The following is a 24,940-nucleotide window of genomic DNA, read 5'->3' as shown; positions in this document are numbered from 1 at the left end:
TCAGGCCGCCTTGTCGAGGCCGAAGGCCTCGTGCAGGGCGCGCACGGCCAGCTCCAGGTACTTCTCGTCGACCACGACGGAGATCTTGATCTCGGAGGTGGAGATCATCTGGATATTGATGTTCTCGCGCGCCAGGGTCTCGAACATGGTGGCGGCGATGCCGGCGTGGGAGCGCATGCCGACGCCGACGATGGAGATCTTGACGATGCGGTTGTCGCCCTGCACCGCCTCGGCGTCCAGCTCCCGGCCGATCTTCTGCACGATTTCCAGGGCCTTGTCGAAGTCGTTGCGCTCTACGGTGAAGGTGAAGTCGGTCTTGCCGTGCTCGCTCACGTTCTGGATGATCATGTCGACGTTGATGCTGGCCGCGGACACGGCGCCCAGGATGCTGTGGGCGATGCCGGGGCGGTCGGGCACGCCGACGATGGTGATCTTGGCTTCGTTGCGGTTGAAGGCGATGCCGGAGACCTTGGCTTCTTCCATGGCTGCTTCCTCACAGGTAACCAGCGTGCCGGGGCCCTCCGCAAAGGAGGACAGCACGCGCACGGGGACGTTGTACTTGCCGGCGAACTCGACGGAGCGGGTCTGCAGGACCTTGGCACCGAGGCTGGCCATTTCGAGCATTTCCTCGAAGGTGATGCGGTCGAGACGGCGGGCGCGCGGCTCGATGCGCGGATCGGTCGTGTAGACGCCGTCCACGTCGGTGTAGATGTGGCACTCGTCGGCCTTGAGGGCGGCGGCGATGGCGACGGCGGTGGTGTCCGAGCCGCCGCGCCCGAGGGTGGTGATGTTGCCCGCCGCGTCCACGCCCTGGAAGCCCGCCACCACCACCACGCGCCCGGCGGCCAGGTCCTCGCGGATGCGGTGCTCGTCGATGCTGACGATGCGCGCCTTGGTATGCACCGAGTCGGTCTGGATGGCAACCTGGCCGCCGGTATAGGAGCGCGCCGGCTGGCCCAGGCTCTCCAGGCCCATGGCCAGCAGCGCGATGGTCACCTGCTCGCCGGTGGAAATGAGCATGTCGAGCTCTCGCTCCGGCGGGCGAGCGTGCATTTCCCTGGCCAGCTTGATGAGGCGGTCGGTCTCGCCGGACATGGCCGACACCACCACGACCACCTGGTTGCCCTTGGCCATCTCCGCCAGGACCTTGTTTGCCACATTGCGGATGCGCTCCGGCGAGCCCACGGAGGTGCCGCCGAACTTCTGTACGATCAATGCCATGAATGGGATTTCCGTGACGACGGGGACGGTTCAAAGCGCAAATTAAAGCACAGTTGCGCGCCCACGGCGAGTCTCCGGCGCGCCGGCCGCCTTGACATCCTTTGACCTTCGTTGACCGGTGTGTGATGGCGCTTTTTCCTGGGGAGCATAAAGTAAATACCGTAGCTCGGCTACACGTTCACCACCTCTTCAAGGAGAAGACGACGATGAAGAAAGTCATTGCCATTGCTCTGAGCGGTCTGTTCCTGGCCAGCAGCGGCGCCTTTGCCGCCGATGCCGCGAAAGCCGGCGCCCAAGGCGGCGCTGCCACCAAGCAGGAAGCGGCCAGCAAGCCGGCCGGCAAGGCCGTGCACCACAAGACCAGCCATAAGAAGACCAGCCACAAGGCGGCCGCCAAGCACTGAGTTCGCTCGCGGACCAGGCAGCGGATGGGGGGCGTCAGCGCCCCTCGTCTGCGTTGTGGGGGCGCCGCCCGCTCCCGTCGGGAGTAGCTGCCGGCACCGATTGGATCTTATAATGCCGCAAGCCCGCTCAATTCCCGGAACGGCCGCTTTTCCTTGCCCCGGACACATGCTTTGAAGCCAGCCACGCCCCTGTCCCCGAGCCGCCTGCGCTCCCCTCTTCTGCTCCTGCTGGTGCTGCTGTTGGCCATTCTGACAGTCCTGGGCTTCACCATCTATTCGCTGCGCGGCGAGCGCGCCCTGCTCGAACAGACCCTCAAAACCAACCAGCAGCAATCCCTGGCCCTGCTGGCCAGCCGCACGGAAGAGGCGCTGGGCAGCGCCATCCAGGCGCCCTTCCTGGTGCTCAAAAACGTGCCGCTGGAAGACGTGGACGACGAACGGCTCATGCTCATGCGCCAGCACTTCCTGTCCGTGGAGCAGGTGCTGCTGCTCAACCAGAATTTCGCGGCGAAGCACAGCTTCCCGGTGCCGCTCTCGGCCCGGCGGGCCCGTTTCGACGATTGGCTGGCCCAGCGGGTACAGGAGGAATACACCCCCCGCCAAGGCCACGCCGCCGGCCTGCACCGCTTCGCGCCCCGCACCTTCGTGGAGCCGGTGGGCGGGCAATTCGGCCTTTTTGCCTTCCAACCCATTGCCGACCTGGACCCCACCCACGAGGACGGCTACATCGTGCTGCGCTTCAATGTGCCGGTGCTGACCGCCCGCTACGTGGCCCCGCTGCTGGCCGGCTTCACCCAGGAACAGGGCGGCCAGGTGCGCCTGGAGCCGGCGGGCAGCCGCCCGCTGGCGCACGCCCTGTACTTTCCTTTGAGCCGCTATCTGCCGGGCTGGCAGCTCGTCTACACCCCGGATCCCGAGCGCATCAGCCGCCAGCTCCAGCACCAGAACTGGACCATCTGGGGTGTATCCGCGGGCGTGCTGCTGGTGATTCTCATGGCGGTGCTGGCCGCCTGGTGGGAGCTGCGCCAGGAGCACGCTCTGATCGACCTGCGCAAGCAGTTCGTGGCCAACGTTTCCCACGAACTGAAGACGCCGCTGGCGCTGATCCGCATGTTTGCCGAGACTCTGTACCTGCGGCGGGTGACGGACCCGAGCCGCGTGCACGAGTACCATCTGACCATCCTGCGCGAAGCGGAGCGACTGACCCGCATGATCAACAACGTGCTCGACTTTTCGCGCCTGGACATGGGCGCCAAGGTCTACGAGCTGACGGACATGGACCTGCGCCGCACCATATCGGACATCCTGGAGCGCTACGCGCCCCATCTGGCGGAAAAGCGCCTCTCCCTGCGCACTTTCCTGGACGAGAATCTGCCGCCGGTGGCCCACGACCGCAACGGCATCACCCAGATCCTGCTGAACCTGCTGGACAACGCCGCCAAGTACGCCGCCAGCGGCGAAGCGGTGGAAGTCCATTTACACGGCAACCCGGACTGGGTAGAACTGCAGGTGATCGACTTCGGTCCCGGCATACCCGCCAATGAGGCGCAGCGCATCCGCAAGGCGTACTACCGCGGCCAGGCCCTGCCCTCGGCCAGCGGCAGCGGGCTGGGCCTGGCGCTGGTGGAAAAGATCGCCGCCGCCCACCAGGCCCACTTCGTGCTGGACCAGCCCGCCGGCGGCAGCGGCGTCAAGGCGGTGGTGAGTTTTCCGACCTACAAGGGGAAAGCGTGATGCAAAACGGCACTCAGCAGGGCAAAACCGCGACCCGGCAGCGCATCCTCCTGATCGAGGACGATCCGGCCATGCGCATGGGCCTGCGCGACAATCTGGAGGTGGAGGGCTATGAAGTGCTCGGCGCGGAAACGGCGGGCGCGGGCGTGGAGGCCGCCCTGCGCGAGCGGCCCGACCTGATCCTGCTGGATATCATGCTCCCCGACGGCGACGGCCTGGATGTGTGCCGCACGCTGCGGGCCGAGGGCCTGCAAATGCCGGTGATCATGCTCACCGCCAAGGGCCAGGAGATCGACAAGGTGCTGGGCCTGGAAATGGGCGCCGATGATTACGTGGTCAAGCCCTTCGGCCTGCGCGAACTGCTGGCGCGCATCCACGCGCAGCTGCGCCGCGCCCGCCCGGCCGCCCCGACCGTGAAAACCATCCGCGTCGGCGCCTGCGAGGTGGATTTCCGGCGCCAGCAGATCCGGCGCGGCGACCGGGAGCTGGAAGCCAGCGCCCGCGAGTTCGAGCTCTTGAAATACCTGGTCGAACACGCCGGCCAGGTGGTGTCGCGCGATCAGCTCCTGATGGATATCTGGGGGCACCAGCGCGAGATCATGACCCGCACCGTGGACAACTTCATCCTGCGCCTGCGCAAGAAGATCGAGCCGGACCCGGCCAACCCCCGCTACCTGCTCACGGTGCACGGCAGCGGCTACAAGCTCGTCGAGGATTACGCCAGCATGTGAGCGCGGTGGCGGCGCCACGTGCCGTGATGATCGCGGGCAAGCCCGCTCCCACAGCCGGCGACGGCCACGTGCTCCGGGACAATGCCCGGGCAGGCGCCCTATTCCCCCCTCACCCGGCCCGCTCCCGTCGGGAGAGGAGCATTGCCGGGGAAAGCCACCATCGCCAGCTGGCGCGCAGCTATGTAGGAGCGAGCTTGCTCGCGATCATCACTCCCCCGCGGCGGCCGTTCCCCGCCACACTGCGGGTCCCGCCGGCAGCGCTATGCCGCCGGCGCCGACCCCGCCCGCTGGCGCTGCGCCAAGGCGACCCGCTGCTCGTAGGCCGCGCGGGCGATGGCCACGTCCTCCAGGAACTGGGGCAGCTCCTCCAGCAGCAGTGCCTGCGGGCCGTCCACCAGCGCCTTCTGGGGGTTGGGATGGAAGTCCACCAGGATCATGTTGGCGCCGGCAATCACGCCCTGGGCGGTCACGTGCATGACGTCCAGGATGCCGTCCGGCGCGCGCTCGCGGGAGCCCACCGAGTGGGACGGGTCGATGCACACCGGCATGCGCGTCAGGCGCTTGACCACCGGCACGTGGGCGAAGTCCACGAAGTTGCGGTGCGGGTCACCCATGTTGGTCTTCATGCCGCGCAGGCCGAAGATGACGCGCGTGTTGCCCTCGCTGGCCAGGTATTCGGCGGCGTTGAGGGATTCCTCCAGGGTGATGCCGAAGCCGCGCTTGAGCAGCACCGGAAATTCGCGCTGGCGCCCGACGCTCTTCAGCAGTTCGAAGTTCTGGGTATTGCGCGTGCCGATCTGCAGCATGACGCCCGTGGGGTTACCGGTCTGGCGCAGGGCCTCGCGAATCTCGTCCACGTGCGCCTCGTGAGTGATCTCCATGGCGATCACGCGGATGCCGTACTTGCCGGCCAGCTCGAAGACGTAGGGCAGGCAGGCCTTGCCGTGGCCCTGGAAGGAATAGGGATTGGTGCGCGGCTTGTAGGCGCCCATGCGGGTGCACACCTGGCCATGCTCGCGCAGGGCCTTCATCATGAGCTCGACGTGCTCGGGCGTGTCCACCGCGCACAGGCCGGCGAAGACGTTGAGGTTGTCCTGGCCGAAGCGCACGCCGTTGTACTCGAAGGCGGTCGGCCGCTGGTCGTCCTTGTGCCGACCGAGCACCCGGTACTCCTCGGACACGCGCACCACCCGCTCCACGCAAGGCAGGCTCTTCATGTCCTCCACCGACAGGGAGGCGGTATCGCCGACCAGGTACACCTCGGTCAGCACCTGCTGGGCGCCGTGCTCCTGGTGCACGCGGGCCTGGATCTTGGGCAGCTTGCTCACGTAGTCCATGAGCTGCCGGTATTCGGGACTGTTTTGATCGATGTTGGGCGCAAGAATGAGGATCATGGCTGTTCCCAGTAGTATCCCGGGGATGGCGGCAACGCTAGCGTCGCAATTGCGCCGCCAGCCGATCCAGCAGCGCGTCGCCCCCTCCCGCCGACAGGTAGCGCCGGGCCGTGTTGGCCAGCGCGTTCAGATTGGTCGCATCCGCATTATCCATATCATCATAGGCCGCGTCCAACCGGGTCTGGAAGCGAAAGTAGCGGTCGTCATCCAGGATCTGGGTGGCGATGTAGTTGACGGCGTCGGTGGAGCCGTCGAAGAGCACGTCGATGATGGGCACGGCCCACTCCAGCGCGCCCCACTCCCGCGCCTCGGCAATGTCGATGGGCCGGGTGAGTTCGCCGGTGCCGAAGGACGCCACCACGAAATCGTCGATCTCCGCCCGCTCGCCCGCCGGCCGGCCCTTGTTGACCCGCACTCCCTCGGCGATGGCGCAAGCGGTGGGATTGTTGGCGGCCACGCCGCCGTCGATCAGCGGCGTCCTGGCCTTGCCGAGCTTCATCACGTGCGCCGGGAAGTAGGTGGGCGCCGAGCAGGAAGCCTTGCAGATCTCCCACACCGGCAGCTCCAGATGCTCGGGCTTGGTATTCTTGAAGACCACCGGCTCACGATTGAAAGTGTCGTAGGTGAAGACCAGGGTCGGCTTGATGGCCAGCTCGCCGAAGCGGGTCTTGGCGAAGACGCGCTTGAGCGCCTTTTCCAGGCCCTTGCCGTCATAGCGGGGCGCGCTCAGGCCTTCGGAAAAGATCCGGCTGGCCCGGCTCCACAGGCGGGCGGCGGTGCCGGGGAAGACCGCGCTGCCCCGTTCGAAGTAAAGCGCGACGATGCGTTCGGCCGGCAGGCCCAGGGACACGGCGCAAGCCAGCAGGCTGCCGGTCGAGGTGCCCGCCACCAAGTCGAAGTGCTCGCGCAGGGGAGCATTCAGCTTCTGCTCCAGCTGTTGCAGCCAGATGGCGGCGATCAGGCCGCGGATGCCGCCGCCGTCCAGGCACAGGATGCGATAGCGCTGCACGCGCTAGTCCCGGTCCGGGATCAGGGCGCTGGCCAGCCAGGAGATGATGCTGAAGACCAGGGCGCCCCAGAAGGCCGACCAGAATCCGCCCACCTGGAAGCCCGGGACGAAGGACGACACGAACCAGAACAGCAGCCCGTTGATCACCAGCGTGAAGAGCCCCAGGGTCAGCACGTTGATGGGCAGGGTGACGAGCAGCAGCACGGGCCAGATCAGGGCGTTCACCAACCCCAGCGCCAGGGCGGTGATGAGGGCGGCGCCGATGCCGGCGATCTGGATGGACGGAAACAGGAAGGACACGAAGAGCAGGGTCAGGGCGTTGATCAGCCAGCGCAGCAGTAGTCGCATGATTTTCCCAGGCTTGGTTGTTGTCGATCGGGGTCCGGCATCCCTTGGGCCGCTTCATTTTTGCGCTGGCGTTGCTACACTGCATCATTGCGCCGCCAAAGCTCAGCGACCGGTCCGGAGACTCTATGAGTGTAGTCCAAAGCGGTGATGAACTCGAAGCACAGCACCGGCCGGCGGCCATTCGCGCCCGCCTGGCGGCGGGCAGGCGGCAAAGTCACCTGGGCGACACCGTCCTCGGCGCCATCGACGGTTGCGTGACCACCTTCGCCGTGGTGGCCGGGGTGCAGGGCGCCAGCCTGTCCAACCGCGTCGCTTTGGTCCTGGGTCTGGCCAATCTGCTGGCCGATGGCTTCAGCATGGCCGTCAGCAACTACCAGCGCAGCAAGAGCGAGCGGGAACTGCTCGACCAGGCCCGGCGCATGGAGGAGCTGCACATCGAGCGCGTGCCCGAGGGCGAGCGGGAGGAAATCCGCCAGATCTTCGCCGACAAGGGCTTTCACGGGTCCGTGCTCGAAGAGATCGTCCGCATCATCACCCGCAACCGCCAGCGCTGGGTCGACACCATGCTGACCGAGGAACTGGGCCTGCAGACCCGGGGCCCAGCGCCGCTCAAATCGGCGCTGGCCACCTTCACTGGCTTTTTCCTGGCCGGCCTGATCCCGCTCCTGCCGTTCGTGCTGCCGCTGCCGCTCAGCCCGCAGGGCAAGTTCTACGTCAGTGCCGGCGCCACTGCCACCGCCTTCTTCAGCATCGGCCTGCTCAAGGGCCTGGTGCTCAAGCGTCCCCTGCTGCGCGCCGGCTTGGAGACCCTGCTCGTCGGCGGCGGCGCGGCTGCCTTGGCCTACCTCGTCGGACTATGGCTGCAGGACATCGCCGGCGCCTGAACCGGCACGCGGGGGATCAAGGGCGCGGTAGAGGCGCAGGCCCCAGGCCCCCAGCCCGAAGAGCAGGGCCAGAAAGGCGACCAGGCCGCCCACGCCCGGTACCTGGCTGAGCAGGGCCAGCAGCACCAGGGCCCCGATGAAGGCGCCAAGCTGCAGTCCCTTCGACGGCGGGCGCCGCAGCCGGCGCAGGCCCGCGTCGCCGAGGAAAAACGCGGCCGCCAGAAAACCGAGCAGCAGCATGACGGGATAGAGGGCAAGGAGCACCAGCCCCAGCGGAATGCCGATGACGGTCACCATGAGCAGGACGGCCAGAAACGGGATGCTCACCAGCAGCGCAAAGCCGAGGGCCAGGCTGCGCCAGGGATCGCTGCCGATGGTGCGGGCGGCGCTCAGGGTGATGCCGGGCAGGAGCAGGAAGAGCACGCTGCCGGCCAACGCCAGACCGACGATGAAAACGATGCCGGAGGCCACGACCCCGGTGCGCAACGCCGTTTCGGACGGCTCGGTGCGGATGTGGGTGATCCGGCCGGCGATCTGCGCGCCCGGCGCGATGCGCGCGGGCCGCGCGCTGCGGTAGGTGAGATTGCCCGCGACGCGGGCGGTGGACAGGATTTCCACCTCCTCGGCGGCCAACTCCACGTTGCCCTGCACCCGCCCGCCGAGGCGCACGCGCCCCGCCGCCGCGCGCAATTCGCGGCCCACGTCGCCGGCGACCTCCACCTCCCCGCCCGCCAGCCAGGCGCGCCCGCCGACCCGGGCTCCCGGCGCCAGCCGGACCCGACCGCCGGCGGCGATCAAGTCGTCACCCACCGGGCCGTTGACGAGCACCTCGCCGCCCGCGGCGCGCACGTCGTCGAGGACCTGCCCGCCGATCACCACCGAGCCGCCGGCCAGGATGGCGTCGCCGCGCACCAGCGGGCCGACGCTGACGCGCCGGCCGGCGGCCACTGCGTCCCCCGCCACCTCGCCGGGCAGCACGACATCGCCGCCGGCCACGTACACGTCATCGGCGGGCACCGGCTCCGGTGCCTGGGCCGCCGCCGGCCGCGCGGCCAGCAGGGTCCACAACGCCAGCAGGCTCATCCATAGCCATCGCTTGTCCATACCCCCTCCGTGCCGCCGGCTCGCCGGTCAACCGCAACCACCGCCGCCGCGTTGTCCAGTCAGGCGACGTCGCCTGTTCTCCATAATTATAGGAGGTATTCCATGCACAAGATCCTTTTGACCGCCAGCCTGCTGTTCATGAGCGCCGCCGCGGCCGGCCCGGCCCTGGCCCACAGCGGCAGCCCCTGGGTCGACCAGCGCGAGGCCATGCAGCAGCACCGCATCCAGCAGGGAATGCACAGCGGCGCACTCACACCCCGCGAGGGCCGCGCCTTGTATCGGGAACAGGCTCGCATCCGCCATCTCGAGCACAACTTCCTGGCCGACGGCCGCCTCACCCGGCGCGAACGGCTCGCCCTCGACCGTCACCTGGATCGCAGCAACCGACACATCTACTGGCAGAAGCACGACCTGCAGCGGCGTTGATACCTGAAACGGCAAAGCGGCGCAGGAGCGATCCTGCGCCGCTTGGTTTTTCGACATCCGCGGGCGTGGACATCGGCCATGCAGTGGGCGATGCTGAGAACGCTCTCGAAAATTCCAATTCATCTTTTGGCACATGTGAACGGTGCACTTCCCCTCACCCCGGCCGGACAGCGGCACAATCGTTCCCTTCAGGCGACTCACGCTCTCCACAAACACCACTGGACACTGTCCATCGCGCTCACGCCGCCATCAGTTCAGCCAAATGGCACAAAATAAATGATCGGCTGGTGTCCACCCGCCAAATCCACACCAGATACACACATGTGATGATTGCGGAGCCCAGTGACTTTACATAGACATGGGATCCAAATAAATTTACGTTCACGTAAAATGTAAAAATAGATCCGGAGGCGAATCATGGAAAATGCACACAAGATGGGCATGCGCGGCATCTGCCGTCCTCGATCCATCACCCCCCTGAATCAGGCGCTCAGCAGCTGCAGCGGGATCGGCGGGTGCTGCTGTATCCAGAAACAGTCCGAGCCGCCAGCATGACAGAAGTACTCTACAAGATCGGCGATGTCGCCCGGCGCCTGGGCACCACCGCACGTACGCTGCGCTTCTATGAAGAGCAGGGTCTGATAGCGGCAACGCGCACTGAGAAGGGTACGCGACGGTACGCAGAAGCCGATGTGGCGCGCTTTGAGGTCATTCTGCACCTGGCCCGCTTGGGCGTTCCGCTGAAAGAGATTCATCGCTTGGCAACCACGCGGCCCCAGAGCCGCAGCGGTGACGAGGCCAGTCGCCGGGTGGCGGCGTTGCTTGCCACGATGCGCACCGAAGCCGAGGAAAGGCGGCGCGCTTATGAGACTTTGGAGCAGGAGATCGCACGCGCCGAGGCGCTGGTGCATCAGTGCTTCGGCTGCCAGCGCCCTCCTACGCGCAAGGACTGCGCCAGCTGTCCCGTGGCCCAGGGAATGGAGCAAGCATCCTTGCTCCACTTGATCTGGGATCAGAAGGAGTGAAGGACATCCAGCGAAGCAGCGCGGGATGGGCGCCGCACCGGATCCAGAATCGATTCAGGTTGTGCGGCCGCACAGCTTTTCCATGTCAGCCCGAAATCTAGGAGGAATCACGATGCAACCGGTTGCAATACCTGTCACCTACCGGCGCACTTGGCCGGACGGCTTCGGTGCTCGAGGTTGGAAGCTGGATGTGACCCTGGATGATCCGGAAATCATTGCCAGCACCGCCTATCACGGCGGCCGGATCCCGACTTCGGTGCTGATACACGACATGCTGGACCATTTCGTGAGCGGATTCCGCCCCAGCGGCCATCGCGCTGAGGCGATGGCCTTGGCGCAACTGGCTGTGCGCACCGGCTCGGACATCCGGCCGGATTATGAACAGATGGTGGACGAGGACCTGATGCAAGGCCGCGTGCTCGGCGCGCCGCTGGAGGAATTCCTGCCGGATAGCCTGCTTCGGTTGCTGCCGCCGGGCATCGGCACCAATGCGGAAAAGATCGTCTACCTCAGTGAGCGGTTCGGCCATGTCGAACTGCGCACTGCGCTGGTCGCGCGCTTTTACGAACTGGGGGCACAGGGCCTGCCGATGGCGCGCCGAAACTGGCGCGCCATCGGGCTGGACTATACACGCAGCAGCGCCCTGGGGCTCTGCCTGCAGCGCTTGCTGGAGGCAGCGGATGCCGCCGCGCTGGCAGCGAACCGGACGCAAGCGCATGGCTGCTTCGTTTTCGACGATGCGGCCTGCCGCCTGATGTTGGATCATGGCTGGCATCGCGCCGAAGCGACAAACGCCCCGCCGGGTCAAGGCACCACAAAAACCTGAACAGCAAAGTCGGCCATCCGGCCAGACGGACAAGACAAGGCGGGCTTCAGCCCAACCGGCTCTCCACCCAGCCCGGCACCTGCGCCAGGGCATCGGGCAGCTTGTCGGGATGGCTGCCGCCGGCTTGGGCCATGTCGGGGCGGCCGCCGCCCTTGCCGCCCAGCGGCGCGGCGACCACATTGACCAGTTCGCCGGCCTTGATGCGGTCGGTGAGATCCTTGCTCACCCCTGCCACCAGGCTGACCTTCTCCCCTTCCACCGCGGCCAGGACGATGGCGGCGCTGCCCAGCTTGTCCTTGAGCTGATCCAGGGTGCTGCGCAGGGTCTTGGCATCGGCCCCTTCGAGCCGCGCCGCCAGCACCTTGATGCCCTTCACCTCGCGGGCCTGCTCGGCGAGGCTGGCGCCCTGGCTGGCGGCGGATTTGGCCTTGAGCTGCTCCAGCTCCTTTTCGAGCTGGCGGTTCTGCTCCAGCAACCCTTCCAGGCGCTTGGCGGCGTCCTGGGGCGTGGCCTTCATGAGTTCGGCCACCTGGCGCAGGGCCGTCTCGCGCTCGCGCACGTAGGCCAGCGCGTGGCGGCCGGTCACCGCCTCGATGCGGCGCACGCCGGCGGCCACCCCGCCCTCGCTGACGATGCGGAAAAGGCCGATGTCGCCGACCCGGCGCACATGGGTGCCGCCGCACAGCTCGCTGGAGAAGCCGCCCATGCGCACCACGCGCACCTCCTCGCCGTACTTCTCGCCAAAGAGCGCCGCCGCGCCGCTGGCCATCGCCTCCTCCAGGGCCATGACCGCGGTTTCGGCGTCGGCATTGGCGCGGATCTCGGCGTTGACGAGGTCCTCCACCGCCGTCAGCTCATCGGGGGTCATGGCGGTGAAGTGGGCGAAGTCGAAGCGCAGGCGCTCGGGCATGACGAGCGAGCCCATCTGCTTGACGTGCGCTCCCAGCACCCGCTTCAGCGCCTCGTGCAGCAAGTGGGTGGCGGAATGGTTGTAGGCGGTGTCCAGGCGCGCGGCCTCGTCCACGTGGGCCGTCACCCGGTCGCCGATGCGCAGTTCGCCCGCCTCCAGCGTGCCCAGGTGGGTGATGAGATCGGGCAGCGGCTTTTGCGTGTTGTCCACGGCGAAGCGGCCGCCGTCCCACAAGAGTGCGCCCTGGTCGCCCACCTGGCCGCCGGATTCGCCGTAGAAGGGCGTGCGATCGAGCACCACCACGCCCGCCTCGCCGGCGCGCAGGCGCTCCACCGGCTCGCCGTCGCGCAGCAAAGCCACGACGGCGGCCTCGGCGTCGAGGCGCTCGTAGCCGAGGAACTCCACCGGCTGCATGCGCGCCCGCAGGTCGTGGTAGACCTTCTCGGATTTGACCTCGCCGCTGCCGGCCCAGGCGGCGCGGGAGCGGCTCTTCTGCTCGGCCATGGCCGCCTCGAAGCCCGCCTCGTCCACCGCAAGGCCGCGCTCGCGGGCAATGTCGGCGGTGAGATCCACGGGGAAGCCGTAGGTGTCGTAGAGCTTGAACACCGCGTCGCCGGGAATGATCGTGCCGCCCATCTGGGCGATCACGTCGTCCAGGTGCTTGAGGCCCAGCTCCAGGGTCTCGTTGAAGCGTTCCTCTTCCAGGGTCAGCACCCGCTCCACGTCCTGGCGGGCGGCCACGAGTTCGGGGTAGGCCTCGCCCATGTGCTCGCACAGGGGGGCGACTAGCCTGTAAAAGAAGGTGTCGCGCAGGCCGAGCTTGTGGCCATGGCGGATGGCGCGGCGGATGATGCGCCGCAGCACGTAGCCGCGCCCCTCGTTGGATGGCATGACGCCGTCGGTGATCAGGAAGCTGCAGGCGCGGATGTGGTCGGCCAGCACGCGCAGGCTCACGTCCATCTTCGGATCGTCGCCGTAGCGCCGGCCGGCCAGCTGCGCCGCCGCCTGGATGAGCGGCTGGAAGAGATCGGTGTCGTAGTTGTTGTGCACGCCCTGCAGCACGGCGGCCAACCGCTCCAGGCCCATGCCCGTGTCCACCGACGGCTTGGGCAACGGCGTGAGCTTGCCGCTGGCGTCGCGATCGTACTGCATGAAGACCAGGTTCCAGATTTCCACATAGCGGTCGCCGTCCTCGTCCGGGCTGCCGGGCGGGCCGCCGGGGATGTGGGGACCATGGTCGTAGAAGATCTCGGAACAGGGGCCGCAGGGGCCGGTGTCGCCCATGCTCCAGAAGTTGTCCTTGGCGCCGATGCGCGAGAAGCGCGCCGGGTCCACGCCGATTTCCTTGAGCCAGATGTCAGCCGCCTCCGCGTCCTCCTCGAAGACCGTCACCCACAGCCGCTCGGGCGGCAATTTGAACACGTCGGTGAGCAGCGTCCAGGCAAAGCGGATGGCGTCGCGCTTGAAGTAGTCGCCGAAGGAGAAGTTGCCCAGCATCTCGAAGAAGGTGTGATGGCGGGCGGTGTAGCCGACGTTCTCCAGGTCGTTGTGCTTGCCGCCGGCGCGCATGCAGCGCTGCACGCTCACCGCGCGCGGATTGTCGCGCTTGTCCAGCCCGAGAAAGACGTCCTTGAACTGCACCATGCCGGCATTGGTGAAGAGCAGGGTCGGGTCGTTCCGGGGCACGAGCGGGCTCGAGGGCACGATCTCGTGGCCTTGGCTGGCGAAGAACTCGAGGAAACTTCGGCGTATCTCGGCGGCGCGCATCATAGGTAGACTCTGGTAGCGGTTGCGGTCGGTAATTTTCGGGCAATGAACCAGTTTATGAACTGGCTCTAAATTTGGCAACGCTTGCCAACGGGCGGCAGCCCGTGCGCATCTTACTGGATTGGCGGGAGCAAGGACAGGGGTGGGCCGGACCGGGCGGGTCCACGGGACTGTAGGAGCGAGCTTGCTCGCGATCTTGCCACTATCGGCACCGTGATCGCGAGCAAGCTCGCTCCTACACTTGCGTCGCAGCTGGCCAGGCAGGCGATCAGGCGATAAGGGGCGCTAGTCGCAGCCCTCCCCATCATCGGCATCCAGCACCCGGAAGATCACGTCCGCGGGAAAGCCCTTGTAGGCCAGGAAGCGGGCGCGCTGGGCGCGGCCTTTGAGGTCGCGCGCCGGCAGGCTGCCGAAGCGCTTCTTCAGGGCCTCACGGGCCTGGCGCAGCATCTGAGCCTGGCCGAGCTTGGCATAGGCGGCGATGGTATCCTCGTCCACGCCCTTCTGGCGCAGCTCGGCCCGCACCCGCGCCGGGCCGAAGCCGCGCCCGAAGCGCGTGCGGGACAGCATCTCGGCGAAGCGTTCGTCACTCAGCAAGCCCTCGGCCACCAGTTCGGCCGCCACGGCGTCGATCACCGGCGCCGGGCAGTCCAGGCGGGCCAGCTTGCGGCGCAGCTCCTGCTCGCTGTGCTCACGCCGCGCCAGCCAGCCCAGGGCGCGCTGCCTGGCCTCGGCGGGCGTCATGGGCGGGCTTTGTCCGCCGCCCCCGGAGGAGTCCATCGGAGAGTCCATCTCATCCATGGGTCTGTGACCTCGATGCAGCGTTGCGGTCCTGGCGGCGCTATGCCTCGATGCCATCCAACGCCGCTCCGCGCCCCGCCCGCACCTGGCCCGGGAAACCCATCCATGCTGCATCGCTTGGGCTCTCGGCTTGGCCTGAAACAAAACGCCCGCCACGAGGGCGGGCGGGTCGGGGTTCAGATCTCGACCAAGTCGTCTTCGTCCACATCGGCACCGACCGGCTCGACCGGGGACAGCGGCTTGTTGGAGGCCGCCGCGCGGATCTTGTTCTCGATATCCTGGGCCAGCTCGGGCTTGCTCTTCAGCAGCTCGCGCACGTTGTCGCGGCCCTGGCCGATGCGCTCGCCATTGTAGCTGTACCAGGCGCCGCTCTTCTCGATGATGTTGAACTTGACGCCCAGGTCCACCAGCTCGCCGGCCTTGGACACGCCCTCGCCGTAGAGCACGTCGAACTCGGCCTCGCGGAAAGGCGGCGCCACCTTGTTCTTGACCACCTTGACGCGGGTGGCGTTGCCGATCACCTCGTCGGCCTTCTTGATGGCGCCGATGCGGCGGATGTCCATGCGCACGGAGGCGTAGAACTTGAGCGCGTTGCCGCCGGTGGTGGTTTCCGGGTTGCCGAACATGACGCCGATCTTCATGCGGATCTGGTTGATGAAGATCACCAACGTGTTGGTGCGGGAAATGTTGCCGGTGAGCTTGCGCAGCGCTTGGCTCATCAGGCGCGCCTGCAGGCCCATGTGGGAATCGCCCATGTCGCCCTCGATTTCCGCCTTGGGCGTCAGCGCCGCCACCGAATCCACCACCACGAGATCCACCGCGCCGGAGCGCACCAGCATGTCGGCGATTTCCAGGGCCTGCTCGCCGGTATCCGGCTGGGAAATCAGCAGGTCGTCCAGATTCACCCCGAGCTTCTGGGCGTAAGCCGGATCGAGCGCGTGCTCGGCGTCGATGAAGGCCGCCACCCCGCCCTGCGCCTGGCAGCTGGCGATGGCGTGCAGGGCCAGGGTGGTCTTGCCGGACGACTCTGGCCCGTAGATCTCGACGATGCGGCCGCGCGGCAGGCCGCCCACGCCCAGGGCCAGATCCAGGGCCAGGGAGCCCGTGGAATAGACCTGGATGTCCTTGACCGCCTTCTGGTCGCCCAGCCGCATGATGGCGCCCTTGCCGAACTGCTTGTCGATCTGGCCCAGCGCCATCTGCAGGGCTTTTTGCTTCTGATCATCCATTGCTCGTTTCTCCTATGTCGACCCGCCCCCGAAAGCCCAGGAGGCCACGGGTCGGTATTGTCCATTCCGCGATTGCACCAAACTGCAATGATCGATGGTCCACCCGAGCGCCGCCACGGGGCTTTTCTTGCATGGCCAAGGGCGCGGTGCGCGAACCAGGGTTATATGGGGATTAAATGGCCTTTTTTCAAGAGCAAAACCATGCTGCAACAAGGTTTCGTTCAAGCCACCCATGAACTTTTCCAGGGCCTCCGGCACTGTTTTCGACCCCAGCCAGCAGACGCGCCCCTCCTTAAACTTGCCTATTGTATCCAATTGCAGCAAAACAGGAAACTGTCTCGTGCAGAGCGCCGCCAGGCCAGCCTGCAGAGGGGGCAGGAGATCCGCCTGCACGGGCCCGAGATAACGCAGGGTCAGGTGCCAGCGGCCGGGCATTTCCAGAAAGAGGCCGCTCGGTGCGGCGCGCTGCAGATCCATCTGCGGCAGGACCTCGGCCAGCACGCGCCGGCGCAGGTCGGCCGGCAGCCAGGCGGCGATGAAGTAGTTACCCGGGCCGCCCATGCAGCAGCTCCAGCAGCCGGCCGAGGGCGACGCTGCCGGCGGCGTGGCGCACCGCCAGGCGGTCGCCCGGGAAATGGAAAGTGTCCGCCGCCACCGCGCCGCCGCGCCGGCCCCAGGCGATGCAGACCGTGCCCACCGGCTTGCCGGGCGCGGCGCCGCCCGGGCCGGCGATGCCGGTGATGGCGACAGCCAAGTCGCCGTGGCCCAAGGCGCCGCGCAGCATCTCCAGCGCCGTCGCCTCGCTGACGGCGCCCGTTCGTGCCAGCGTCTCCTCGCGCACGTCCAGCAGCGCGATCTTGGCCGCATTGCTGTAGGTGACGAAGCCGCGGTCGAAGTAGGCCGAGGAGCCGGGCAGATCCGTCAGCCGTGCCGCCAGCCCGCCGCCGGTGCACGACTCCGCCACCGCCAGGCGGGCCCGCGCGGCCAGCAAGGCTTGGCCAAGGGCCCATTCGGGCGGCGCCGCCTGTAGCGCCAGGGCTCCCGGCAGCGGCGCCGTCGACCAGAACTCCCCGGGCAGCACGGCCTGGCCCGCCTCGCAGCGGTCGGCCAATACGGTGTAGACCGGCTCGCGCAGCGGGAAATGGGCGTCGCAAAAGGCTTGCAGGGCCGGCCAATCCAGCGGCGACAGGGCAATCTTCGTCGCATTGCCGTCCAGCCAGCGCCCGAGTCCGGGAAACTCCCCCAGGGCGATGTGCCAGGCGTCCTCGTGCGGCATGGGCAGTTGCGCCGTCAGTTCGATGCGGCAGGCAGCACCGGCCAGGCGCAGGCGGGCAGCTAGGCGCTGGGCCAGCGGTGCGGCCATGACCTGCTGCGGCGGCAAAAAGATGACGGCATTCATGACCAGTAGTGTAGACCCAATTGCAAAGTGGCGGCGGCGGCCACCCCGGCCAGGATGTCGTCCAGCATGGCGCCGAAGCCGCCGTGCACGTGGCGATCCACCCAGGAGATGGGCCAGGGCTTGACCATGTCGTAAAAGCGGAAAATCAGAAAACCCAGCAGCAGATGCAGCGGGCTGTAGGGCACCAGCCACAGGGTGATGAGCAGTCCCACCCACTCGTCCCAGACGATGGCCTGGTGATCGCTTTCCAGCTTGGCGCGGCCGAAGCCGTTGATCGTATAGACCCCGCCGAAGTCGAGGGCGGTGCGGGTGCAGAGCCAGGGGCCGACCGCGATCATGGCGACCAGCACCATGGTGTAGAGCAGCCAGTGGGGCTGCAGCAGGAGATAGAGAGGAATGGCGGTGAGCGTGCCCACGGTGCCCGGCATCCAGGGCGACAGGCCGCTGCCGAGGCCGGTGGCGAGCCAGTGGGCCCAATGGCTAGGACGCGGCAAAGTGCTCATGCCCCAGGCGGGCGGGCAGCGGCACGGGATGTCCGTCCGCGTGCAGGGTGATGAGCGAGTGCGGATCGGCCAAGGGGTCGCCCGGCGCCTCGCCGGCCGCGGTGATCTCGCCGATGCAGGTCAGCCGCGCCGCCGGCGGCAAGCCGTCTTGCAGCTCGGCCAAGTGCGCCGCCAGCGCCGGCGCCGCCACCACGCATAACGCGTAGTCATCGCCTTCGCTCAGGGCCAGTTGCCGCGCCAGCGCCGGATCGGCGGCGGCCAGGCGCCGCAGGGGCGTGCTCAGGGGCAGGTGCTCCAGGTCGACGCGGGCGCGGGCATCGGAGGCAGCCAGGATGTGGCCGAGGTCGGCCAGCAGGCCGTCGGAGATGTCGGCCATGGCGTGCGCCAGGCCGCTGTCGCGCAGCCGCCGGCCCAGGGCCACCTGCGGCTCGGGCCGCTCCAGGCGCGCCTGCAGCCAAGCCCGCTCCGCCGCCGACAGGGCCAGCGGCAGGTCGGGCCCGCGGCCGCGCTCGGCGAAGGCCAGGTGCAGGGCCAGCGCCGCGTCGCCCAGGGTGCCGGAAACCCAGATCCAATCTCCGGGACGGGCGCCGCGTCGGCCCAGCGCCCGTCCCGCCGGCACCCGACCCAGGGCGGTGATGCTGAGCTGCAGGGGACCGTCGGTGCCCACGGTGTCGCCGCCCACCAGGGCGAAGTCGTGCCGGCGGGCCAGCGCATCCAAGCCACCCATGAAGGCCGCCAGCCAGGCCGCCGGCCAGTGCCGCTCATGGCCGGGCGGCGGCGCGTCCGGCAGGGCCAGGCTGAGCAGTCCCCAGGTCGGCGTGGCGCCCATGGCCGCCAGATCGCTCAGATTCACCGCCAGCGCTTTGTGGCCCAGGGCCGCGGCGTCCATATCGGCGAAGAAGTGCCTGCCCGCCACCAGCGTGTCCATGGTCGCCACCAGCTCCTCGTCGCCGCAGCCCCCGTCCAGCACGGCGGCATCGTCGCCGATGCCCAGGCGCACGTCCGTGCGCGCGGCGCCGGCGTGGCGGGCGATGATGTCGCGGATGAGGCCGAATTCGGAGACATGGCTGGACATGGGCGCTATCTTACCCGCAGCGGGCGCCCAAAAGCACGTGTTCGGCTACGGTCGGGGCGCGGTGCGCGCTCAGGCGTTGGCGTGGGTGCCGTGATGCGCTTCGTGGTCCAGCCGACGCAGCCGGAAGGCGAACAGGAGCAGCAGCACGCCGGACGCCAGGGCATAGGCGCCGATGGCCCATACCCAAGCCAGCAACCCTTCGCCCGGGAAGGCGACCAGCAGCACGCCGAGCAGCACGGACAGGGCGCCGATCAAACCGAGCAGCCACTCGTTATGGATCTCCTTGCGCAGACGGATGGCCGCGGCGATCTCGATCACGCCGGTGGCAAGAGCCCAGGCGGCGATCAGGAAAAGCAGCGCCAAGGCCGTGATGGCCGGCCACAGCAGGGTGATGATGCCCGCCAGGACGCCCACGGCCCCTTGCAGGGCCAGCGCCCACCAGCGCTCTCGCCGGTGCACCGAGCGCAGGCCGGTAAACAGCAGGAAAATGCCGTCGGCCAGCGCGAACGCGCCGAAAAACGCCACCAGTACCGCCAGCGTGACGCCGGGCAGCAGGAAGGCGATCAAGCCAAACAGCACGCCCAACCCGCCGCGCAGCGCCACCAGCCACCAGTTTTGCATCAACTGTTCCATCACATGCCTCCTCGTGCCTCAACGGCACCTGATCCGACGCGATGTTCCAGTTTCGATTGCCTGGCGCGACCCGAGTTCGTCGAACGGTTCCGTCCAAGGGAGGACGTTCAGGAGACTGGCGCCGTGCGCTCCAGAGCGGCGCGGTCCCAGTGCCCGAGCTCGGCGGCCGCCTCGTAGGTCTCCTGGCAGAAGTCCAGCAGCATCCGCCCGGGCTCCCTGGCATGGCGCACGGCATCGTAGGGCAGGATGAATTCGCCCAGATCGGGACTGTAGTAGGCCGACGCCGTCCGGAGCGACGCTGCCCGAAAGCCGGGCGGCTCGGGGTAGGCGTAGCTGTAGAAGGCGGGCATGGGCACTGGGCCGCCACCGGGCCAGAAACCGCAACTGCTCAGCTCATGGGAATAGGCTTCACGCACCATGGCGTCCGGCACGCCCGGCACGCCGGGGTGCACTGGCGCACGCCGCCCGGAAAAGCGCGTCACGGCGAGATCGAAGCTGCCCCAGAAAAAGTGCACCGGACTGCACTTGCCGAGGAAGCGGGCGCGGAACACCTGAAGCCGGCGCTCCGCCTGCAGCAGGACACGCCAGAAGCGCTGCACCGCGGCGGCGTCGTAGGCGGCATGGGCGTGGTCGTGCTCGAAGGGAGTGGGGTCCGGCACCTCCACCGGCATGGTCCAGATACGCACCTCGATGCCGAGGGAATGCAACGCCGCCATCAGTTCCGCATGGAAGTCGGCCACCGAGCGCGGCATCAGGGCCACTTGGCGGCGAGCACCGTCGCTGGCGTCGATGCGCAACCGATGGTCGAGGAAGTCGAAGTCGATCTGCACGAAGCGGGCGCCGTACGGCATCGGTGAAGTGGTGAGGCCGCGGGCGGTGACGTAGAGGGGCACCTGCCACCAGTGGTTCAGCATCGGGCTCAGCCGGAGCCGGATCTTGCCGACCACCTGCATCCACATGTGCAGCGTGGCGTAGGTCTCCTGCCAAGCAGGCAGCGGCAGCTCAGGCCATGCCGCGTCGCCGTCGGGATCAGGCTCACCCATACCCACCTCCGCTGCCGGACCGGCGCTCCCGCGCCGCATTGCTGCAGCGTTGCAGTCCAACGGGCGCAAGGGAATCCGCTGAAAGACGGAGGATCGGCAACCCGCCGGCCGCCGGGCGGGACTAAAGCAGCATGATGCCCGGTCAGCCCGGCCGCGGCGCGGAGCAAGCTCCATGCCCAGCATCCTGATCACCGGCGCCAATCGCGGCCTTGGCCTGGAGTGGGCGCGGCAATACGCCGAGACCGGCTGGCGGGTCCTTGCCACCTGCCGCCAGCCCGAAGCGGCCCATGAGCTGCAGGCGCTGGCCCGCCGCCTCCCCGAGCTCAGCCTGCACCGGCTGGACGTCACCGACGCGGCCCAGGTCCGCAGCCTCGCCGGCGCGCTGCGGGGCGTGGCGCTGGACATCCTGCTCAACAACGCCGGAATCTACCTGGAAAAGTATGCTGAACCCGTGCTGGGACTGCTGGACTACGACGGCTGGGCCCGCACCTGCGCGGTCAATACCCTGGGCGCGGTACGCGTCACCGAGGCCTTCCTCGATCATGTCGCCCGCAGCGAATGGCGGCTGGTGGTGACCATCGGCAGCCACATGGGCTCCATCACCGACATCGCCGCGCCGGGCAGCTACTATTACCGCTCCAGCAAGGCCGCTCTCAATGCCGCCATGAAGGGCCTGGCCCAAGCCCTGCGCCCGCGCGGCATCGGCGTGCTGATCCTGCACCCCGGCTGGGTGCGCACCCGCATGGGCGGCCCGAATGCCCCGCTCCTGCCCGAGGAGAGCGTCCTGGGCATGCGCGCCAGCATCGAGCGCTTCACCCTCGCCGATACGGGCCGCTTTTTTCGCTACGACGGCACCGAGATTCCCTGGTGAAGCCGGCAGGCCGCTCAGGCGCCGGCTTCGCCGTCCAGGGCTCGGGTATGGAGCACCACCTTGCCCAGCAGCCCGCCGCTTTCCAGCCGCCGGTGCGCCTCCGCCGCCTCGCGCAAGGGCAGGCGCGCGCCGACACGAAGCTTGAGCACCCCGCTCTCCATCAGGCGGGCGCAGTCGCGCAGGATACGGGTCTGGCGCTCCTGCTGGGCCGCGAGGCCGCGCAGCTGCGGCGTCAGCATGAGCTCGAAGCCAATCTTGAGATTGCGGACGCGCGCCTCCTTCCAGACGGCGGCGTCCAGCGGCACGTCCAGCAGCGTGACCAGGGTGCCGTAGTAGGCCAGCGATTCCACAGTGCGGGCAAAGACCTCGCCGCCCTGGGTATCCAGGGCCAGCGCCACCCGCTCCCCCTGGCTCCAGCTGCGCACGGCAGCGACGAAGTCCTCCTGTTCGGTGACGATCACGCGCTCGGCGCCGAGCCCATGCACGAAATTCACCTGCTCCGGCCGCCGCACGGTGGCGCAGACACGGGCGCCGCGCAGGGCGGCGAGCTGCACCGCCACGTGGCCCACGCCGCCGGCGCCGCCGTGGATGAGCACCCGCTGGCCGTGGCTCAACTGACCGATCTCGTACAAAGCCTCCCAGGCGGTGATGCACACCAGCGGCGCGGCGCCCGCCTCGGCCCAGCCGACATTCTTGGGCTTGTGGGCCAGGAAGCGCTGGTCCAGCACCGCGTACTCGGCGTAGTTGCCCTGCGCCATGCCCAGCCCGCCATGAAAAAAGAACACTTCGTCGCCCGGACGCACCATGCTGACCTCCGACCCCACCGCCTCCACCACCCCGGCGCCATCGCAGCCCAACACCGCCGGCAGCTGGCCGGAGAAGGTGCCGCGCTGACGCAGCTTGGTATCCAAGGGATTGATCCCCATGGCCATGAGGCGCACCCGCACCTCGGTCGGCGCCTGGATTTCCGGCTTGGGCAACACGCCGGGTTCCAGCACCTCCGGGCCGCCCGCCGCCTTCATGAGCACTGCTTCCATGCTGTCCTCCTCAACCGTTGATGAATGTTGCCCAAATCTAGCACCAGCCGGCGGCCGGCGGTAGCTGTTGCCAGCGGGCAGAGCGTGGCGCGGCCTGGAGCCCGCCGCCCGACGGCGATCGCCGGGCCAGGTTTTTCAAAAACGTCGATTTCCAGCAAGCATGCTGAATTTCACGGGCAGAATCCGCAGCTTAAACAATGCGCTTTCTCCCATTTGTGCTATACCAATGCTTATCGCTGGTGAAAATGATTGAAAAAGCCGGGAGGAAGGCATGCCGAACATCCGGTCCCTGTGGTTTTCAGGTATTCTGGCCTTGGGCGCGAGCGCCTGCGCCATGGCCGGGGAAACGGCGTTCCAAGTGGGCGGCATCGGCTTCGGCATTGCGGAAGAGGCGCTCGCCGCGCGCGTTGCCCGAGGCCTGCCGGAACTGAGCTGCGAGCCGTCGTACAAGGCCCGGGCGGAACGGGTTTGCACCAAAACGGGCGATCTGCGCCCGCTGGACGGCAGCCTGCAAAGGCTGGAGTGCCGCTCGGGGGTGGAATTCCTGTTCATCCAGGACCAGCTGATGGCGGTGATCCTGGCGACCCAGGCGCCGTGCTATCCCGCCCTGCTCGCCGCCCTGCAGGAGAAATTCGGCGAGTCCGTCAAATCCGTCACCCGGCAGGTGAGCACCGGCCCGCGCTACGAAAAGCTGTACTGGCAACTGGCCGACGGCTATGCCGTTTCGGAAAACTTCAGCGCCTGGGGCCTGCCGACGGTGGTGATCGAATCGCAACGCTACGCCGCGGCATTCATCGAGCGGCAACAGGCCATGAGCGCTGAGGAAAAGCAGTACCCCGATCTCGCCCACATGCGCCGGATCCTGCAGCGGGAGGAATACGACCTGCCGGGCGCGCTGTACTTCCACGCCGGCAGGCGCGAGGACACCCGGGCAGCCATCAAGCGGGCCTATGCCGCCCTGGACCGCCACACCGTCCAGGCCGAGCTGGCACGCTTCAGCCGCGACCCCTGGTATCTGGTCCGCTTGGCCGTGGCATACAACCCCAACTGCGGCAAGGATTTGCTGCGGAAGCTCAGCAGCGACAGCGTGCCCGAGATCGCCGCCCAGGCCCGGCTGCGCCTGGACGCCACGCCCTAGCGTCCAGCCATTCTGCCGGCAACGCCGAACTCAATCCCGCCCCGCGTAAACCGCCTCCGGCCCGCTGCGCCGGGCCAACAGCCAGCCCAGGGCGATGAGCGCCAAGCCGCCGAAGACCAGGAAGCCATAGTCCCAGGCCATGAGCGGCGCGTCCCAGTGCATGTTCCCGGCGTATTTGACGTGATGGATGCCCAGGAGCTGATGATCGATGAGCCCCTCCACCAGATTGAAGAAGCCCCAGCCCATCGCCAGCAGACCCATGAACCAGCGGGTGGGCGGCAACGCCACCGGTTGGCGCGCCACGCTCCACAGCAGGAAGATCCCCCAGGCCGTCACCAGCCAGCTCGCCGCGTGAAAGAGGCCGTCCGCCAGCATGTTCACCTTCATGTGCGCCATGTTGACCGGCGGCAGCACCGACGACAGCATGTTGTGCCACTGCAGGACCTGATGCAGCATGATGCCGTCGACGAAGCCGCCGAGCCCGATGCCCATCAGCACCGCGGCGGTGGCCGCCCGCTTGCGCAGCTGTAGCTGATCCATCGCGATCCCCCGCTGACGAAGAACCGGGCCAGCATAGCAAGACGGTCCGGCCGATCCGATCGGCCGAATGGCCAAGGCCGCGGGGAAGCTAAAAGCGGTAGCCGGCCGACAGCACCGCGTAATTGAGCCAGGCGAAGTTGTACACGCTGTCGTTGTCCACCCCGCCTTCGAGCACCCGGTAGCCGGCGGCCAGCGTCCACTGCGGCGTCAGCGCGTAGCCGGCCTTGGCGGCGAAATCCAGAGCCCGTCCCTGCGGCGCCGCCAAGCCGTCGAAGTCGAGGATCAGCCGCCAGCGCTCGGCCAGGCGCCGCTCGCCGTGCAGGTGCAGCAGCGGCACGAAACCGACGTTGCTGTCCCGCGCCACGTTCGCCCCTTGGCGCAACTCCACCTCGGCGTCGCGGATCTTGGCGGTAAAGCCCACCTGCCAGCGCCAGTCGGGCCCGTCATGGAAGAGATAGCGATAGGTGAGCCGGTAGGAATCGAAACGGTAGCTCGCCGTGGTCGGCTGGCCGGGGGCGAAGCTGCCGCCGGCAAAAGCCACCGGCTGCGGCAGCGTGCCGGTTTCTTCTAGGGTCTGTTCTCAATCAAGCGAAAAGCGTTATGCCATATGCAACCGAGGGGCTCTGTTGAATTTCAAGTGGGTTGCCGGGCATGAGGGTTGATCACTGCGAAGTCGAGCTTGCCGGCGATCAGGAAGATGACGGTTCTGATAGTGGTGAAGCGGGTGAAGCCGCGAGCGCGGCGCTTGGCGGACTGAAACAGGCCGTTGAGCGCTTCGAGGAAGCCGTTGGTCTGGCGGGTCTGGGCCCAGGCGACGATGCCCTCGAGGTGGCGACGGACCATGGCGGCGACCTCCTTCATGGGTTCGACCTTGGAACGCATGACGCA

At 67.7% G+C, this 24,940-nt stretch carries 27 protein-coding genes; 9 read left to right on the top strand and 18 right to left on the bottom strand.

All coding sequences use genetic code 11. The annotated features are described in order from the left end of the window. Window positions 1-1,221 carry an aspartate kinase gene (locus G579_RS0113315; protein ID WP_028990562.1) on the bottom strand — a complete coding sequence of 407 codons (1,221 nt, stop codon included), beginning with the start codon at window positions 1,219-1,221 and terminating at the stop codon, window positions 1-3. 206 nt (window positions 1,222-1,427) lie between these two features. On the opposite strand from G579_RS0113315, the gene G579_RS0113310 reads away from it, so the two are divergent. The 3 genes from G579_RS0113310 to G579_RS0113300 all read left to right on the top strand — a co-directional run bounded on the left by G579_RS0113310 (window position 1,428) and on the right by G579_RS0113300 (window position 4,090). Further along, the gene (locus tag G579_RS0113310; RefSeq protein WP_028990561.1) at window positions 1,428-1,625 is read left to right on the top strand and encodes a hypothetical protein; all 198 of its coding nucleotides are present in this window, start codon (window positions 1,428-1,430) and stop codon (window positions 1,623-1,625) included. Window positions 1,626-1,796: 171 nt separating this feature from the next. Further along, window positions 1,797-3,359: a sensor histidine kinase gene (locus G579_RS17685; protein WP_038020094.1), complete on the top strand. Its 1,563-nt coding sequence runs from the start codon at window positions 1,797-1,799 to the stop codon at window positions 3,357-3,359. Beyond that, complete coding sequence (locus tag G579_RS0113300; RefSeq protein ID WP_051181663.1) at window positions 3,359-4,090, top strand: response regulator transcription factor; 732 nt, start codon at window positions 3,359-3,361, stop codon at window positions 4,088-4,090. The genes G579_RS17685 and G579_RS0113300 overlap by 1 nt, the downstream gene beginning before the upstream one ends. A 260-nt stretch (window positions 4,091-4,350) precedes the next feature. Here the strand turns inward: G579_RS0113300 and G579_RS0113295 are convergent, their stop codons facing one another. The 3 genes from G579_RS0113295 to G579_RS0113285 are packed head-to-tail and all read right to left on the bottom strand — an operon-like array spanning window position 4,351 to window position 6,841. After that, the gene (locus G579_RS0113295) at window positions 4,351-5,484 is read right to left on the bottom strand and encodes a 3-deoxy-7-phosphoheptulonate synthase (protein ID WP_028990559.1); all 1,134 of its coding nucleotides are present in this window, start codon (window positions 5,482-5,484) and stop codon (window positions 4,351-4,353) included. A gap of 37 nt (window positions 5,485-5,521) precedes the next feature. Next, window positions 5,522-6,493, bottom strand: a complete 972-nt coding sequence (locus G579_RS17680; protein ID WP_051181661.1) for a patatin-like phospholipase family protein — start codon at window positions 6,491-6,493, stop codon at window positions 5,522-5,524. 3 nt (window positions 6,494-6,496) lie between these two features. Then, complete coding sequence (locus tag G579_RS0113285) at window positions 6,497-6,841, bottom strand: phage holin family protein (protein WP_028990558.1); 345 nt, start codon at window positions 6,839-6,841, stop codon at window positions 6,497-6,499. Between the two features lie 125 nt (window positions 6,842-6,966). Here G579_RS0113285 and G579_RS0113280 point away from each other — a divergent pair, with 125 nt between their 5' ends. Further along, entirely contained in the window at window positions 6,967-7,725 is a 759-nt protein-coding gene (locus G579_RS0113280) for a VIT1/CCC1 transporter family protein (RefSeq protein WP_028990557.1), read from the top strand. Here G579_RS0113280 and G579_RS0113275 read toward each other — a convergent pair. After that, window positions 7,696-8,829, bottom strand: a complete 1,134-nt coding sequence (locus G579_RS0113275; RefSeq protein ID WP_155989879.1) for a bactofilin family protein — start codon at window positions 8,827-8,829, stop codon at window positions 7,696-7,698. The genes G579_RS0113280 and G579_RS0113275 overlap by 30 nt on opposite strands. A 102-nt stretch (window positions 8,830-8,931) precedes the next feature. Here G579_RS0113275 and G579_RS0113270 point away from each other — a divergent pair, with 102 nt between their 5' ends. The 3 genes from G579_RS0113270 (at window position 8,932) to G579_RS17670 (ending at window position 11,106) form a co-directional block, all read left to right on the top strand. Next, a complete protein-coding gene (locus tag G579_RS0113270; RefSeq protein WP_051181659.1) occupies window positions 8,932-9,255 on the top strand; it encodes a hypothetical protein in 324 nt (107 codons plus the stop codon). 551 nt (window positions 9,256-9,806) lie between these two features. Then, window positions 9,807-10,280: a MerR family transcriptional regulator gene (locus G579_RS17675; protein WP_038020091.1), complete on the top strand. Its 474-nt coding sequence runs from the start codon at window positions 9,807-9,809 to the stop codon at window positions 10,278-10,280. 112 nt (window positions 10,281-10,392) lie between these two features. Next, window positions 10,393-11,106, top strand: coding sequence for a hypothetical protein (locus G579_RS17670; RefSeq protein ID WP_155989878.1), 714 nt, complete (start codon window positions 10,393-10,395; stop codon window positions 11,104-11,106). 46 nt (window positions 11,107-11,152) lie between these two features. Here G579_RS17670 and alaS read toward each other — a convergent pair whose 3' ends face one another. From alaS to G579_RS0113215, 9 genes are all read right to left on the bottom strand, one after another. Beyond that, complete coding sequence (gene alaS / locus G579_RS0113255) at window positions 11,153-13,786, bottom strand: alanine--tRNA ligase (RefSeq protein ID WP_211218750.1); 2,634 nt, start codon at window positions 13,784-13,786, stop codon at window positions 11,153-11,155. A 282-nt stretch (window positions 13,787-14,068) separates the two neighbouring features. Continuing rightward, complete coding sequence (locus tag G579_RS0113250; protein ID WP_051181655.1) at window positions 14,069-14,563, bottom strand: regulatory protein RecX; 495 nt, start codon at window positions 14,561-14,563, stop codon at window positions 14,069-14,071. 197 nt (window positions 14,564-14,760) lie between these two features. Then, the gene (gene recA, locus G579_RS0113245) at window positions 14,761-15,813 is read right to left on the bottom strand and encodes a recombinase RecA (RefSeq protein ID WP_028990552.1); all 1,053 of its coding nucleotides are present in this window, start codon (window positions 15,811-15,813) and stop codon (window positions 14,761-14,763) included. 12 nt (window positions 15,814-15,825) lie between these two features. After that, window positions 15,826-16,374, bottom strand: a complete 549-nt coding sequence (thpR, locus tag G579_RS18390) for an RNA 2',3'-cyclic phosphodiesterase (protein ID WP_051181653.1) — start codon at window positions 16,372-16,374, stop codon at window positions 15,826-15,828. Further along, window positions 16,358-17,176 carry a CinA family protein gene (locus G579_RS19615; RefSeq protein ID WP_269137068.1) on the bottom strand — a complete coding sequence of 273 codons (819 nt, stop codon included), beginning with the start codon at window positions 17,174-17,176 and terminating at the stop codon, window positions 16,358-16,360. The genes thpR and G579_RS19615 overlap by 17 nt, the downstream gene beginning before the upstream one ends. Before the next feature lie 32 nt (window positions 17,177-17,208). Then, on the bottom strand, window positions 17,209-17,715 hold the full coding sequence (locus G579_RS0113230; RefSeq protein ID WP_028990550.1) for a phosphatidylglycerophosphatase A family protein: 507 nt from the start codon (window positions 17,713-17,715) through the stop codon (window positions 17,209-17,211). Next, window positions 17,693-18,790 (bottom strand): thiamine-phosphate kinase, encoded by a 1,098-nt coding sequence (thiL, locus tag G579_RS0113225; protein ID WP_038020086.1) that lies wholly within the window; start codon window positions 18,788-18,790, stop codon window positions 17,693-17,695. Before thiL ends, G579_RS0113230 begins: the two co-directional genes overlap by 23 nt. Before the next feature lie 69 nt (window positions 18,791-18,859). Beyond that, window positions 18,860-19,423: an HdeD family acid-resistance protein gene (locus tag G579_RS0113220; RefSeq protein WP_028990548.1), complete on the bottom strand. Its 564-nt coding sequence runs from the start codon at window positions 19,421-19,423 to the stop codon at window positions 18,860-18,862. Between the two features lie 107 nt (window positions 19,424-19,530). Beyond that, window positions 19,531-20,466, bottom strand: a complete 936-nt coding sequence (locus G579_RS0113215) for a DUF5996 family protein (protein WP_028990547.1) — start codon at window positions 20,464-20,466, stop codon at window positions 19,531-19,533. Between the two features lie 172 nt (window positions 20,467-20,638). On the opposite strand from G579_RS0113215, the gene G579_RS0113210 reads away from it, so the two are divergent. Next, the gene (locus G579_RS0113210) at window positions 20,639-21,337 is read left to right on the top strand and encodes an SDR family oxidoreductase (protein WP_028990546.1); all 699 of its coding nucleotides are present in this window, start codon (window positions 20,639-20,641) and stop codon (window positions 21,335-21,337) included. Window positions 21,338-21,351: 14 nt separating this feature from the next. Here the strand turns inward: G579_RS0113210 and G579_RS17655 are convergent, their stop codons facing one another. Continuing rightward, window positions 21,352-22,374: a zinc-binding dehydrogenase gene (locus G579_RS17655; RefSeq protein ID WP_051181650.1), complete on the bottom strand. Its 1,023-nt coding sequence runs from the start codon at window positions 22,372-22,374 to the stop codon at window positions 21,352-21,354. Window positions 22,375-22,645: 271 nt separating this feature from the next. Between G579_RS17655 and G579_RS0113200 the strand changes: the two genes are divergently transcribed. After that, entirely contained in the window at window positions 22,646-23,512 is an 867-nt protein-coding gene (locus G579_RS0113200; RefSeq protein ID WP_028990545.1) for a hypothetical protein, read from the top strand. A 30-nt stretch (window positions 23,513-23,542) separates the two neighbouring features. Here G579_RS0113200 and G579_RS0113195 read toward each other — a convergent pair whose 3' ends face one another. The 3 genes from G579_RS0113195 to G579_RS17645 all read right to left on the bottom strand — a co-directional run. Then, complete coding sequence (locus tag G579_RS0113195; RefSeq protein WP_038020083.1) at window positions 23,543-24,052, bottom strand: DUF2243 domain-containing protein; 510 nt, start codon at window positions 24,050-24,052, stop codon at window positions 23,543-23,545. An 88-nt stretch (window positions 24,053-24,140) separates the two neighbouring features. Beyond that, window positions 24,141-24,593 (bottom strand): hypothetical protein, encoded by a 453-nt coding sequence (locus G579_RS17650; protein WP_051181648.1) that lies wholly within the window; start codon window positions 24,591-24,593, stop codon window positions 24,141-24,143. 92 nt (window positions 24,594-24,685) lie between these two features. Further along, a partial coding sequence (locus tag G579_RS17645; RefSeq protein WP_038020079.1) for a transposase occupies window positions 24,686-24,940 on the bottom strand: 255 nt, incomplete at its 5' end.

It is taken from the genome of Thermithiobacillus tepidarius DSM 3134, assembly GCF_000423825.1.
GTDB classification, from domain to species: Bacteria; Pseudomonadota; Gammaproteobacteria; order Acidithiobacillales; family Thermithiobacillaceae; genus Thermithiobacillus; species Thermithiobacillus tepidarius.
Note: the sequence above shows the minus strand (reverse complement) of the source record. Positions and strands in the feature narration are given on the sequence as shown.